The 14,694-nt window shown below is 57.1% G+C and carries 10 protein-coding genes; 2 read left to right on the top strand and 8 right to left on the bottom strand.

Going from position 1 to position 14,694, the window contains the following annotated elements; translation table 11 throughout:
* Positions 1–866: 866 nt before the first annotated feature.
* Together WKK33_RS04670 and WKK33_RS04665 are read right to left on the bottom strand one after the other, a co-directional pair.
* Complete coding sequence (locus tag WKK33_RS04670) at positions 867–2,213, bottom strand: citrate/2-methylcitrate synthase (protein WP_215760204.1); 1,347 nt, start codon at positions 2,211–2,213, stop codon at positions 867–869.
* Positions 2,214–2,378: 165 nt separating this feature from the next.
* On the bottom strand, positions 2,379–3,680 hold the full coding sequence (locus WKK33_RS04665) for an MATE family efflux transporter (RefSeq protein WP_337932713.1): 1,302 nt from the start codon (positions 3,678–3,680) through the stop codon (positions 2,379–2,381).
* An 88-nt stretch (positions 3,681–3,768) separates the two neighbouring features.
* Between WKK33_RS04665 and WKK33_RS04660 the strand changes: the two genes are divergently transcribed.
* Entirely contained in the window at positions 3,769–4,728 is a 960-nt protein-coding gene (locus WKK33_RS04660; RefSeq protein WP_337932711.1) for a hypothetical protein, read from the top strand.
* A gap of 1 nt (position 4,729) precedes the next feature.
* Positions 4,730–5,929, top strand: a complete 1,200-nt coding sequence (locus WKK33_RS04655; RefSeq protein ID WP_337932709.1) for a GH25 family lysozyme — start codon at positions 4,730–4,732, stop codon at positions 5,927–5,929.
* Positions 5,930–5,948: 19 nt separating this feature from the next.
* Here the strand turns inward: WKK33_RS04655 and WKK33_RS04650 are convergent, their stop codons facing one another.
* The 6 genes from WKK33_RS04650 to WKK33_RS04625 form a co-directional block, all read right to left on the bottom strand.
* Positions 5,949–6,602: a hypothetical protein gene (locus WKK33_RS04650; RefSeq protein WP_337932707.1), complete on the bottom strand. Its 654-nt coding sequence runs from the start codon at positions 6,600–6,602 to the stop codon at positions 5,949–5,951.
* A 274-nt stretch (positions 6,603–6,876) separates the two neighbouring features.
* A complete protein-coding gene (locus tag WKK33_RS04645; protein WP_337932706.1) occupies positions 6,877–7,470 on the bottom strand; it encodes a hypothetical protein in 594 nt (197 codons plus the stop codon).
* A gap of 26 nt (positions 7,471–7,496) precedes the next feature.
* Positions 7,497–10,973 carry a hypothetical protein gene (locus WKK33_RS04640; RefSeq protein ID WP_337932704.1) on the bottom strand — a complete coding sequence of 1,159 codons (3,477 nt, stop codon included), beginning with the start codon at positions 10,971–10,973 and terminating at the stop codon, positions 7,497–7,499.
* A gap of 3 nt (positions 10,974–10,976) precedes the next feature.
* Positions 10,977–12,461, bottom strand: coding sequence for a hypothetical protein (locus WKK33_RS04635; RefSeq protein ID WP_337932715.1), 1,485 nt, complete (start codon positions 12,459–12,461; stop codon positions 10,977–10,979).
* Positions 12,462–12,641: 180 nt separating this feature from the next.
* On the bottom strand, positions 12,642–13,085 hold the full coding sequence (locus WKK33_RS04630; RefSeq protein ID WP_215760211.1) for a hypothetical protein: 444 nt from the start codon (positions 13,083–13,085) through the stop codon (positions 12,642–12,644).
* The gene (locus WKK33_RS04625) at positions 13,082–14,467 is read right to left on the bottom strand and encodes a hypothetical protein (protein ID WP_337932702.1); all 1,386 of its coding nucleotides are present in this window, start codon (positions 14,465–14,467) and stop codon (positions 13,082–13,084) included. The genes WKK33_RS04630 and WKK33_RS04625 overlap by 4 nt, the downstream gene beginning before the upstream one ends.
* Positions 14,468–14,694 lie beyond the last annotated feature (227 nt).

The following is a 14,694-nucleotide window of genomic DNA, read 5'->3' as shown; positions in this document are numbered from 1 at the left end:
TTTATTTGATGAATTTTAATAACTATGCGATTTTATCGCATCAGTACTAATTGGGGATTAAAATTCAAAAGCCTCGAAAAAATGGATCTATCCAAAAGATTATAGAATAGAAATACATGGCAATTGACACATTTATAATGTGTTATGTGATAATATAGCCCCAATGGTACCGTTGTAGCGGCCGGATGGTACCGGTACCAAACACCCACTACACACGCTGTCAAAGGGTGCCATGCAGACTTGTGCTACAAGGCACCCTAAGTTAGCGTGATTTGATTGCGTTATTTACGTTTTCAGCATGCACCTAATGGCAATGTAATAAAGGGGTGTATGATGCTTGTCTGGAACATCACACCACCTCAAAGTCGTATGCTGCTGAAAATAGAATACATGTATCTCCCATTTTTAACACTTATACGTCGGCAAGTATAGGGTTGGGCGCAAATATGCGATTCTCGCAGGTTTTTGTAATCGGCTGATAGAAAAGTAGTTATGCTCAGAAAACCTTATTCTTCGCCTCGCTCTCCCCACTCCACGCTACGAAAAGGCATCTTTCGCATTGCGATAGACGGCTAACGGCGGGTCGATAGCTCCCTAACGGCATTGCGAAAGACGCCTAACCGAGACTCGGTTAGGCGTCTTTCGCAACACGGTGGCTCATTTCCGGAATTTCCATCGCATAAAAACGGTGATTATGGTCGCTGGTTTGAGCGAAATCGCGACACAACTTTTTCACCAAAATTCGTAACATTCCCTGTGTTAGTGGGTGTTTTTAGTTTTGAACGAAGGTCGCTCCCATGTTGAGCACCGCCTGGGCCCACCGCCTACGGCGATGGCCTCAGGGGTATAACATTGCAAGCCCTCCCTTAGCGCTCGCTCAGCGGCACATAGGCCTTGGGGCTGAGGATGTTCTTGTAGGCGGGTCGTATGATGCGGCGCCCCTCGAAGTTGAGCTCCTCGATGCGGTGGGCGGTCCATCCCACGATGCGCGCCATGGCGAAGATGGGAGTGTAGATCTCCTCGGGCAAGCCGATCATCTCATAGATGAAGCCGCTGTAGAAGTCGAGGTTGGCGCAGACGGGCTTGGTGCTCTTGCGGAAGGCCGTCACACACTTCACGCCCTCCTGCTCGATGAGCTTCAGAAACTCGTACTCCTCCTCGCGCCCTTTCTCCTTGGCCAGTTCGCCCGCCAGTTTCTTGAGCTGCACGGCACGCGGGTCGCTCATGGTGTAGACGGCGTGGCCGATGCCATAGATGAGTCCCGACTTGTCGTAGGCCTCCTTGTTGAGCAGGCGGTAGAGATAGGTGTCGATCTCGTCGATGTTTTTCCAGTCGCTGATGTACTCCTTGAGGTGGTGGAACATATTGACCACCTTGATGTTGGCGCCTCCATGGAGCGGGCCCTTGAGCGATCCTATGCCTGCGGCGATGCTCGAATAGGTGTCGGTGCGGGTCGACGAGGTGACGCGCACGGTGAACGTAGAGTTGTTACCTCCGCCATGCTCCGCCTGGATGATGAGCAGCAGGTCGAGCATGCGCGCGTCGAGCTCGGTGTAGTCTTCGTGCTTGATCATATAGAGAAAGTTCTCAGCGATGGTCTTCCCCTCCAGCGGATGGCGTATGTGGAGGCTGCGTCCTTGCACCGAGTGGCGGTAGATGTTGTAGGCGTAGGCGATGATGGTGGGAAACTTGGCGATGAGCTCTATCGACTGCCGCATGAGGTTGTCGCGCGAGATGTCGTCGGGATTGGGGTCGTAGGTGTACATCTCCAGCACGCTACGCGCCAGAATGTTCATGATGTTAGATCCCTCGAGGTCGATGATGTTGACGGTGGTGCGATGGTCGAGCAACATGTTGTCGTTGAGCAGCTCGCGAAACGCCGCCAGCTCCTCCTCGTCGGGCAACTGGCCTGAGAGCAAGAGGTAGGCGATCTCCTCGAAGCCGAAGCGCTTCTCATGGAGCAAGGGCTCCACGAGGTCGTTGAGCTCATAGCCACGGTAATAGAGCTTTCCGGCGCTGGGCTTGAGCGTGCCGTCGTCGTCGCGCTCGTAGCCTATGACGTTGCCTATATTGGTGAGGCCCACCAGCACGCCCGATCCGTCCTCGTTGCGCAAGCCGCGCTTCACGCCATATTCGCCAAACGCCTCACGGGGAATCTTGCAGGAGTTCTTCACTTCGTCGCTCAGTTTGTAAATCAAATATTCTTTCTTCATCTTTTTACGCTTTAATTATACTTACTCCATTGGCGAATAATATACACTAATGTCTTCTGTGCTCGCAAAATTAAGAAAAAGATTTCAAACCGAAAGCCGTTTGCGCAAAATAATTATCATTTTGACACAATTTTCTTGTCGTACAACAGGAAAAGTAACAACAATCTATACTTTTGCGATAATCTTGCATTTCCATATTGCATATTGCGCCCCTCCACGCATCGACAGGAAGCATAAATATGCAATCCATAGGGCATGGTTGCCCACCACGCCGAGCAACGACAAGGCCAAGAGGAAATAGAAGGCGGCGGCTACCAACGACGACACCAGCATGCCGCGCGTGGCGGTGAGGCCGATAAACAAGCCGTCGTATACGAAGGCCGCCACACCCGCCACGGGGATGAGCCACGTCCAGAACAGGTAACGGTGGGCGGCGGCCACCACCCCGGAGTCGTTGGTGATGAGGGTGAGCAGACCCGTGCCCCCCACGAGATACACGAACGTGAAGGCCGCCACCAACATCCATCCCCACGCAAACAACCGACGCACCACACGGCACAGCGCCACGCCATCGGAGGCGCCATAGGCCTTGCCCGAAAGGGCCTCGCCGGCAAACGCGAAGCCATCCATGATATAGGAGAAGAGGGTGAAGAAGGTCATGAGGAGCGTGTTGACCGCCAGCAGCAGGTCGCCCTGGCGTGCGCCAAAGGTGGTGAAGGAGAGGTTGACTGCCACGAGGCACAGGGTGCGCAGAAAGATGTCGACATCGCCACGCGCGGCCTGCCAATGAGAGGCGCCACGAGGCAACGGCACGCGCTTGGACACCTCGCGCACCTTGCGCGCAACGAGGAGGAGGGCCAACAGGAAGCCACTCCATTGCGCCAGGAGCGTGCCCAGGGCCACACCCACGATGTCCCAATGGAGCGCAAACACGAAGACGAGCGAAGCCACGATGTTGGCCACGTTCTGGAAGATGGCCACCCACATGGGGATGCGGGTGGACTGCATGCCCACCGACCAACCCGTGAGGCCATAGATGCCGAGCATGGCGGGCGCGCCCCACACCACTATATGATAATAGGTGGCCACCAAGGGCGCCACCGCCTCCGATGGGCCGATGAGCCATAGCGCGCCTTGGAGCAACGGCTGTTGCAACAACAGGAACAGCGCACCCACCCCCAAGCCCATGAGCAACGCGCGGCGCAGCAAACGGCGCACACCGCCCGCATCATCGCGTCCATAGGCTTGCGCCGTGAGGCCACTGGTGCCCATGCGGAGAAAGCCCATCGTCCAATACATCACGCTAAAGATCATAGTGCCCACGGAGATAGCGGCGATATAGGCGGCGGAGCCTATATGGCCCACGATAGACAGGTCGACAAGACCCAACAAGGGTACCGTGATGTTGCTCACGATGCAAGGCAAGGCAAGACGCAGAATCTCGCGATCGGTTTGGTTCCATTTCATGATAATGACAAAGTTAGCAAAAAGATAAGAAACCAATGATTGCATATTGGAAAATTTTGTATTTTTGCAGGCAGAAAGGGAAAACACAATGAACAAGAATATCATATCCCATAAGCCTCATCGCTCCTCACCGCTCCACACCCTTTGGCGCCACTGGCCGCTGACGGGTGGAGCCCTCGTACTTGTGGCCGCCCTGGTGTGGCTGGGCGTGAGACTATTGCCGGCGTCGGAGAGCAACATGCGGGCGTCGGTTTGCTATGTGGACGGGCGCTCCAACCTATGCCTGGTGACCGACCACGACACGCTCATCATCGTTTCCGACACGGTACACACCCAAGGGGTGTGGGTAAACAAGCGTTGGTGGTGGCCCAGCTGCAACGGACGCGTGCTCACCATACAACAGGGCAGGTCCTATACCGACCAAGGGGCGTGGCTCGTGGCCGACAGTCTGCCGCAGCTCATCGCCAATCAGATCGACTCGTTAGGTGCGTTGCTTCAACGCAAGACCACCGAGCGCCACGAGTTGCAATACTACCTGCGATGCCATGGCGTGCAGGACGAGGGCTACCAGCGCATTGCCCGATACGCCATAGAGCAGGCGCGAGAGACCGACTCGCTGGCGGCCATCTACAAGGCCCTGAAAGCTCACCAACCCAAGAAGAAGGCGCGCCTCATCAGGGTGGGACACTACCAGGTGGCGTGGGCTGATGGCGACGGACGGGTGCAGCGCGCGGCCTGTGAGCCCATCGTCACGCCCATCGGACAACTGGGGCGGTCGATGACCCTACGAACCCTCGACCACGCCAAGCCGTGGGCGGCCTATGCCGTGAGCAACACGCCCTTGGCGTCGGCTCCCACCAAGAAGATCTTTGCCGTGAAGCTATGCGCCACCGACACCACCCTCACCACCCTACTGGTGCCGGGACGATACACGAAGGGTGTGAGCTACGACATCCCGCCGTTGTTAGCGCCCAACGGCTGTCCGGTGTTCTCAAGCCACGGACGGTTCATGGGGGTGATATCGAACAATAAAGTGAACCGCAACTAAGATGTTTTGCAAGATTGTTAGACATATAAGCGTGGCCGCGGCCTTGCTCTCGGTATGGGGCTGCGACATTACCAGCAACGACGTGGTTACCCTCAAGGAGGGCAACACCGTCTACAAGGGACAAACCGCCAATGGCAAACGCAACGGACTGGGCGTGCTCTACATGGGCGACTCGGTGGCGTACAGCGGACAATGGAAGGACGGGTTGCGACAAGGACAGGGACAGGTGACCGACTCGTTGGGGCGACTCATCGAGGGCGTGTGGGACCACGACACGATCGTGAGTGGCACCCGACGCGACTCGGCGGGCGTGTACCAGGGCGAGTTCAGCCAGCGACTGACGGCGCAAGGCTATGGCACCTACCACGACAACAACGGAACCTACTACGAAGGACAATGGAAAAACGATGAGCGAACGGGGTTCGGATTCTCCTCGCAGCACCGATTCTTCAGGGTGGGCGAATGGAAGAAAGACGTGTATAAGGGTGAACGACTGAGCTATACCTCCGACCGCATCTACGGCATCGACATCTCCAAATACCAGCACGGCAAGGGGCGCAAGCGCTACTCCATCGACTGGAAGCGGCTGCGCATATCGCACCTCGGCACGCTATCGAAGAAAAACATTCAGGGGGTGGTCGACTACAAGGTGTCGTTCATCTTCATCAAGTCGACCGAAGGAACCAGCATTCGCAACCCCTACTATGCGGCCGACTACCAAGCCGCACGCCAACATGGCTACCCCGTGGGCACCTACCACTTCTTCTCGTATAGGTCGACGGGAGCCGAGCAGGCGCGCCATTTCCTGAAACACTCGCACATACGCAAGGGCGACCTGCCCCCCGTGCTCGACCTGGAGCCCTACCCCTCGCAGGTGGAGAAGATGGGCGGAGCCGTCGGCATGTGGAAGCGTGTGCGCAACTGGTTGCAGATAGTGGAGCAACAAACAGGCATGCAACCCATTCTCTACGTGAGCCAGACGTTTGTGAACCGATACCTCGACGCGGCACCCGACATTAAGCACACCTACCCCGTATGGATAGCGCGCTATGGCGAGTATAAGCCCGACGTGAAGCTATGGATATGGCAGTTGGCGCCCGATGGGCACGTGGCGGGCATTCACGGCACCGTCGACATCAACGTGTTCAACGGCTACGAGAGGGAGTTTAAGCAATGGCTCACAAACGTGAGGAAACGCTAACCGCCCACAAAAACCAACATCATTCGACCTTCTCCATGAGGATGCCGTTTCCGGCGTCGATGCAATGCTTGTGGGGGTAAAGCCTATACACAAACACGTTGTCGTCGCCGAAGTCGCAATAAAGGGCGTCGTCGTGATACATGAAAGTTCCCCTGCAGGTCTCGCCATCGGTCGTCTCGCTGATGGTCTTTCCCTCCACCGTAACGGTAATGCCCCCATAGTCGGTGGCGGCATGCCATGTTCCTTCCACCCACTCGGGCACTTGCTCATCCATCTCGGCCACTCCCTCGGGCAACGAGTCGGTAGGCGTATCGTCCGCGTGCGCCACATAGTCGCGTGGAGCGCCTTGGCGGTTGGGCGCATCGGCCACATTCATGTCGGGGGCCACATATTGGTCTTGCGACTCGCAATAGCGCACCACCAGCACGCCCACCACGGCGCAAAACAGGGCGGCCACCCATAGCCTATGCCAGCACCCCTTCTTTTTACCCTCGGGTGTGGGAGGCGGTGGAGGCACCATTTGCCCCCCACGCGGAGAAGCGCCCGACGGGCGTTGTGGCCTATGGGGCCAAGGCTGCCAATCGTCGAATGGGGCGTACCGATCGCCTCCATGCCACGGGCCACCCTCACGCCCGTTGCCGGATGGGGCGCTGGCGTTGTTGCCAGAACGCATGTTGCCTTGCGCGGAACGAGGATGCGCGGAGGAGACAGGTGGGGGAGGCGGCGTAGAATTAGACGCCGATGGTTGGTCCGTTGCCTCTTGTAGTTCCTCGGCATCGGGCGCATCGGTCAGGTCGTAGGAAAAAGGCATGCCACACCGGGGGCAAAAACATTGCAACTGGTTGACCCCAGGGGTGAGAGGCATATCAAACCGGAATCGGCATCTCGGACATTTTACTTCCATAGCAAGGATTCTTTACATGAACGGATATGAACAAGGGAGGCCATCAAACAAACCGCACGGTGGCCTTGGCCACCACACGCCACACGCCCTCGTCGCATTTCACCACGCCCTCGTCGAGCGTCTCGATGCGTTGGGGCTGCCGATGGGTGTTGCCCTCGATGCGGCACACGGGCTTCACAAACTGGCTCACGCTGATCATCGCCGTGGCAATGGCGTCGGGCGTGGAAAGCATCACGAAATGGCCATTCACGCCATCCTCAGTGCGCATCTGGTAGATGCTCTTGCCCACCTCCTCCTGTGGGGTGCTCTCGGGGAACACACCCTCGGCGGTGGGCATGGAGAAGAACCATGTTGACGGCGCGTGGCGTTGGGTCCCTGCGGCATTCGCCTTCGTAGCCGATGGGGTTGCGAAAGCTGCGTCTGAGGCAGCAACGTCGGTCGAAGCGGGCGCATCGGAAAGGGGCGCGCCGGACAGGGCCTCCGCCCTACCCTTCCATTCCTCCAACGCCGCGCGCAGCTCCTCCAACACAAGAGCCTGGCTTTCGATCATTTTTTCGAGTTGGGCCATTCGGTCCTCCAACGGTTGAATCCGTTCAGCCACTTGTTCCTCTGTGACATATCGCTTGTTTCCAAACATAGTGTTTCCTATTCTCTATCAGGTCGTTACAGATTCTCTATCAGGTTATCGCGTATGCTTCCGATGATGGGATAGAAGAACACGGTGTCCTCTATCTTGTCGGATGCGTTGCGATCGGTCTCGTTCTTATTGACGAAGTTCCACCCGTTCACCAGGTGGTGCTCAAGATCCTTGTTTACCAACTGCTTGAAACGGGCCAGACTTTGGTTATCGACCAAGAAACGGTCGACAACATGCAGGTCGTCGCACAACTGGCAGAAGAAGTCGTTGAACGTACGAACGGCCTCCACCAACTGTTGGCGCACCGAGGCGTCGTCCATGTCGGCATAGCAAAGATGCTCCTTGTCGATGGCCGAATAGTTGTATTTCACCTGGTTGTCGATGCCATCCATAAGCCGGTTGAGCTGGTCAACGCTCACGCACCCGCTGGCGTCGCGCACTTGCATCAAGGCGCCACGACACGTGATCTGCTTAGGCTCCTTGCGCTCCATGACCACCGAGAAGCCATCGGCGTCGTAGGGTTCGCCATACACACGCTCGAAGATGGCTTGCGAGATGAGATCAAGGTCGCGCTTGCCGCCCACGATATCGAGCACCTTCGATCCCGTTCCAGAGAACATCACGGAGCGCGGCTTGTCGAAATGGCGATGGTGCATGAGGCGCGCCACGTAATAGATGAGGGCTGCGTAGAAATAGATGAACACCACCTTGAGCCTTCCGTCCTCGTTGAGCCGCAAGTTGTAGGAGAACACATCGTTGCCTCCCACGGCCTTGTTGTTGACCACCGAGAAGAGGAACGCGTTGATATCCTCGCTCTTGCGCTTGGCCATGATGTCGTCGAGAATGCCGTTCAACTCGCCATAACGGTCGTCGTCGGCATCGAAGAGGCGTCGGAAATAATCCACATACTTCACCAACATGGGATTGGTGTCGCCATGGGGCACCTCCGAGAAGCCATCGCCAAAGAGCACATTGGCCGCAAAGCGGAACGAGGTGAGGATGGTGGGCTGCTGCGCGTTAGACTCGAAGACGGCCACATCGCTCGAGCCTCCACCAATGTCGATCGACGCCACGGTAGAGGCCGATCCCCGAAACTGGCTGCTGCCCCTATAGAAATAATAAGGTGCCACCGACTCGGGCATCTGTATGAGGTTATGCTCGTCGGGCTCGAAGCCAAACACCTCCTGGAAGGTCTTGCGCCACATGTCGCCCAACTTGCGCACATTGCCCACCTTCATGGCCAATGGGTAGAACCACACGAGGCGCGTCTTGCGAATGTCGCCGCCCTCGAGGAGCACCTTGGTGCGCATGAGCAAGGCCAGCTCGGTGAGATAGGCGCGCACACGCTTGGAGGTGGCGATCTCGGTAGACCACTTCAGGTTGGGCACCACACGGTTGCCATAGCCTATCGATTCCTTCTCGTAGGTGAATGGGATGTTGGCGTCGCCCAAGGCCACCATCTCGTCGACGTTCTCAGCGTCGAGGCGATCGGTCTCCGACAACACGGTGCGTTGTGGGAAGCCATAATCGTCACCGATGTTCTTGGGCAGGAATTCCTGCTTCATGATCACGTCATAGAGGATATGCTCGCCATTGTAGAGCGTGGCCAACAAGCGCTGCTTGGCGTCGGACCGGATGGCGAGCGGCTCGGGCATCTGCCCCTGGCGCATACACTCCACATGGGTGTTGGTCGTTCCAAAGTCGACGGCAAAGGTAAACGCATCGTGGCCCTCCACATAAATGGGCCATCGGGGGCACACCACACCTTCGCACACCCACGCCTGGCGCTCATCGGAAAGCGCCACCGACACATAATCGAAGCCCTCCGACAAGCGGTAATAGTCGGCGCCCACACGCTTCTCGCTCTTCAGCGAGCGCGAACGTTTCATGGCTTCCACCTGTGTGGAGCCGTTGGCGTTGGCCTCGCTCTTGTGGAAGGCCAATTGCAGATGGTAGTTCTCCAACAGGCCCAACGCGCGATCCACCAATTGGATGTTGTATTGCCTGAGGTCGCTGGTCTTCACAAAGGGGAAGATGCTCATGGCGAAGGGCACGGTGAGGAAATAGCCACGATCGCTGTCGGCATCGTAACGCATGTCGACCCCCACAGCGGGCACATAGGTGCGCTCCAGGGTGATGAAGTGCCCCGCCTTCTTCACCGGCACGCGCAGAATGGCCTTCACCGTTTCCTGCTGTCCGTTCTTGGTGTGCACCATCTCGAAGCGTGGACGGCCCGCAATGGTTCCCATGAGGTCTTGCGTGGTGAAGTATTTGAAGTAGGTTTTGCTCAGCGGCAAGAGGAAGTCGTTGGCGTCGGTCTCCCTACTGCCCAACGACAGGTTGCCGTCGAAGAAGCAATCGCGGTCCATCGTGTAGTCGAGCTTGATGAGCGCAGGCTGGAAGAAGTCGTCGGCCGTGAGCCACGGATACTGATGTGTGGTGGCGGGCAGGATGCGCTTCTCGGGCTCCATGGCATAGTCGGCGGGCTTGATGGTGATAAGATCGTCCCAGTTGGCGGTGATATACCTGAAGGGGTCGGTCTGCGGTGCGTTGAGATGGTTCTGCAACACCAACGGCAACCGCTCGCCCTCGGGCTTGAGAGTGGGCTCAATGAGGAAGTCGCTCTCTTGGATGGCCTTGAGGATATCGGTGGGGCGTGCGCAATAAAACGGCACGCCAAGCGCCTGTATGCCCCCATCGGCCGGGGCGAAATGGGTGGTGAGAAACTGCATGGCGCGATCCTGGCTGGGAAGGTCCATGGCCTTCGGATTGCCAATATCGGTGAGAATGGCTTGCTGCAACTGGGGCGTGAGCCTGTCGAAGCAGGTGATGAGATAGGCGTTGACCTCACCACAAAGGTTCTTCAGCTCAGGATAGGCGGTAAACAGGGCGTAGAGGCATTTCACAAACTTGGGCTCGCGCATATAGAGGGGGCGTGTAAGCTCAAAGAGGTTGACGTTTTGCTCCACGGGAATGGCGAACTGGCCAGGGCGCGCATTGGGCGTGGCCATGAAGAGTGTCACGGGCGATGTGCATCCCACCACTTGGTTGCCACAGACGAGGAAGTACAATCGGTCCATGCGGTCGAAATTGAACGCTTCCTTGTCTTGCTCCAAGAACATGGCTATGGTGTCGCCAAGCAGTTGGTGCCGTGGGTCGCTGGCCAACATCTGGAGGGCGGCCACCTTGCTCCATTCCACCACATGCAACGTGGTCGACAACTCGGGCAGGTTGAAGAAGAGCTGCGCCACGTCGAGCGCATTGCCCACCAACTTCTCGTCCATCAGCTCGCCATTGAGGCTCGCATCCATCGCCAACCTACGGAACGCGTTCTTCACCAGGTCCATCTGGGCGAAGGGCGACGGGATGGCCGTGCGCGGCTGCACCGAGAGCCCACCGTTGGGGTCCTCTATCATGTTGATCTCGTCGGCACTATACTGGTTGGTGAGGGCTATCCATCCCTCGCCCGACGTCTTCTTATTGTATGAAAGTATCTTGCTCATGACTTATACTAAACCGTTGTACTTTTCCTCGACGAGGCCATCGAGCGCCTCATCGAGCAGAGAGAAGAAGCGGAACACGGTCTCGTTCATCTGGAACCGTCCGGCCTTGGCAGCGGCCTGCGACCCCTTGTTGAGTGCGCTCAACAACGTCTTGTAGTTGACCTCTCCTGAGAAGAATCCCTTCTTGGGCGCCACACCATTGATGGCGTCGGCCATCTGCGAGGTGAGCAGGTTGAAGGGTTGAAAGCTGCGCTGGTTGCCCGACAGCTCCCTGAGCCACGTGCGATAGGCCACGAAGAAGTCGGCGGTGAGCGTATTATAGAAGCTGGTGGAGAGGAAGCCGCGGGTTATCTCGGGCTTGTCTTGCGTGTAGCCGCGCCCCACATCCTTTCCAAACTGGTTGGTGATATACTGGTAAGCCAAGAAGAACTTGGCCATCGACTTGTTTACCATCTGGCGCGTGCCCACTCCAAAGTCGTTGAGGGTGAGGGTCTGCTTGTCGTTGGCCAGTCCGTATTCCTTGTAGATGGGGTTCTGCGCGTTGCCTCCACGCGTCACCAACTGGTCGTCGGGGATGCAGAGGAAGTCGATGACCGACAAGGCGCCCACATACTCCACCACATGGGCGTCGTTGCGCTGGCCGTTGCCTCCGGGATCGTTGAAGTAGGGTGTGGAGGGAACCTCGTCGCCCAGATAGTAGCAGGCGTTGATCTTTGAGAGGGGCAGGTCGACGCCTCCCTGTCGCAAGCCCGTGAGGTTATCGTGGTAATAGAACAGGGCCGACTTGGTCTTCGAGATGAAGTCGGCGCGCGAGATGGGGCTGTTCTCGTCTTGCTGCACATTGAAATAGGGCAGCACGGTGAGCGCTCCAATCTTCGCGTCGCGCAGGTCGCCCCGGTTGTTGATGGCGGCGTTGCTGGCGGCGTTGCGTATGTTCTTCACAATGATGGGATAGCCGGCGGCGCCCGTTCCGCCAAAGATCGACGACACGATGAAGATGCGGTCGGTCTTTTGGAACACATTGGAGAACTGCTTAAACTCCTCGCTGTCCTTAAACTGGTTGAGGGCCACCGATCCGATATTGGGCGACCCCACAAAGCCGATGTCCATCTTGGTCTGCAACTGGTCGTTGGAGAACATCATGGAGCATAGGGCTTGGTTGGCCGTATCGAGCGTGTTGTAGGATATGAAGTCCTGAAACTTCTTCGACTCGACCGTTCCCAGGTTGAAGAGGAACGTGTCGCTCAGGGGCGACCCCGCGGGCAGGATATCGCTCAGGGTGGAAATCTTCACCGAGAAGAAGCCTTTCGTCACATCGGGGCGCTCGCCATAGAGCGCCTTCCTGATCGACCTGTACCAACGCAGCAGGTTCTCCGTGCGCTTCAGGTCTTCGTTGGCCTTGTGGGGATCCACAATGATGGGTATCACCTCCAAGGGTTGGGGCTGTCCGCCCTCGTCTATGGGGTGTATGCCTGCGGCAAACTGCATGATCAGCGGGCGCATCACACGCGACCCCGTGCCTCCTACAAGGAATATAAACAATCGCATATATCTTATATATTCGTTCGATGTTTTTTGGGGGGAGAGGGCCACGGCATGCCACACCCCTCGTCCCCCCGATTACTCATTCGGGCCAACTTAACTGGCTCATGTGTGGCGTGTAAGCCCCTACTCGGGGATGGGCGTGTGGCGACAGTTGGAACTCCACCAACGCATGGCGAAGCTTGCCACCACGAAGAGCGCCACCGCCGCAAGGAAATCGATGAGGCAGAAGCCCACCAACTGCGACGAGAAATCGTAGCCCAGCTCCGAGAACACGCTGTTGGGATAGGCGTAGCACGCCACCGTTGTCAGCACCGACGCCACCCCCAGGGTGAGAAGCCAGTGGTACCAACGGCTGAAGCTAACGCTGTTGACGACATAATAGAACAGGGCTGCGCCACCCCATGCCACCGCTGCGGTGATAACCGCCACAACGAGGTAGAGGTTCTCATTGTACATCTCGTTCGAAAACTCGGTCTCGTAATATCCAGCCTCGAAAATCCACGAGGGGAAGAGCAGGAACACCAGTGTTATAAACACTCCCATGCCCAGGCAAAATGCGTTTTTCATCTATCCAGTTCTAATTCGAGTTCAAAGTAATAGTGATCGTCGGCATTGCGGTTGTAGCTATCGTAGATGCCGCCCAGCAGATACTTCAGGCCGAAGGTGGTGTTGGCGTCGGGCGTGAGGTCGTTGTCGGTCGACGCGGCGCCAATCCATTGCGGCATGCGGTTGAGGAGCTTGATCTCCACCTCCTGCCCATGCCCTATGCTTGCGGCCTGCAACACGAAGATGTGGGTGGCGGTGCCGAGATATTTCTTCTCGGCGGGGGTCATGTCGGCCTTCTCTATCTTGCGTATCTCCTTGATGCGCACGTCGTCGTCGGCCTTCACCTCATAATTGCTCACATCGGTGAGGTAGCGCTGGTCGATGAGGAGATGGCTAAGGTCGACGGCCAAGGCCAACTGTATGTCGCCCGAGTTGCGGTCGGGCTCCACGCCGGTGAGGCTTCGTATCTGCGTGTCTTGCCCGCGCTCGGGGCGGAAGCGGCCGCGCACGTCGCGGTTGCTGAGCAGCAACGAGTAGTAGGGCTTGTAGATGTCGTTGGCCGTCATGAGGCACATGTTGTCGTAGCCCCTCATGCGCTCCATGTCGGCAAAGGTGCGGAGGGTGGCGTCGTGGGTGAGCCGCACCAAGTTGGTGTTCGACGCCACGATGATGATGTAATAGGGACGGCGGCCGGCAAAGGGCTTCACGCTGTTGTCGTAGCTATAATAGGGGCCGTTGTATGACCCCATCATGCGCACCACGAGCATCGACTTGTTCTTCACCTCACTCTTGAAGACGGCGTTGGTCATGCCCTCTATCTCGCTGAACACACGCTGCGGATTGACGCCCTGCATGTCTTTCACCGAATAGATGAGGTCGGTCACAAGGATGCTCACCTGGTCTTCGTTGGTGCGGTTGAGTATCTGGTCGAAGATCTGTTGGAAATTGGTGTAGCCCTTCTCACCCACGCTGTCGATGGTGGCCGTGCCGGGCAGGTTGTTTTGCAACGCCATGATGGCGGCGCGGAACGACCCGTCGCCATCCTTGCTGTCGTAGGGCGCCATCGATCCGCTGCGCTCCACATAGATGTGGAACGTGGGCTGCTTGGCGCCAATGCCCTGGAAGGCGATGTGCTTGCTGGGCCGGCGGTGCTCAAAGAAGTCGCTGATATAGTCTTCCACATCGTCCACGTCGATCTGGCCGTGGTCGTAAAACTCCTTGAAATGGGCCTTGTTGCGGTCCAAGAAGTGGGCTATCTTCTGCCAATCGTTGCCGTCGATGGTCTGGTCGGCATCGGCCAACTCCAACAAGAGCTTGTTGAACTCTTTCCTCGGTCCGTTGCCGCAACTGGCAACCGTCAGGGTTAGCGCCAAAAGGGCTGCGTATGCAATATGCTTCATCATCGTTCGTTACTGTCTTTCGAATTGCTGGTTTGCAAATTTATAAAAAAATGCCGAAACTGACCGAACGAGGGAGGAAAAAAACCTTAAAAGCGGCGGAAACGGTAGGGCGCACCATTCACTTCAACTCAAAGGTTGCCATGAAAGGCACCTTCTCACCACCTATGCTATCCTTATAAAAAAAGCGGTAAACGCCTGGTTTGTTGGGAAGAATATCGGGAAAAAGATGG

This window comes from Hallella sp., assembly GCF_037460745.1.
Taxonomy (GTDB): domain Bacteria; phylum Bacteroidota; class Bacteroidia; order Bacteroidales; family Bacteroidaceae; genus Prevotella; species Prevotella faecis.
Note: the sequence above shows the minus strand (reverse complement) of the source record. Positions and strands in the feature narration are given on the sequence as shown.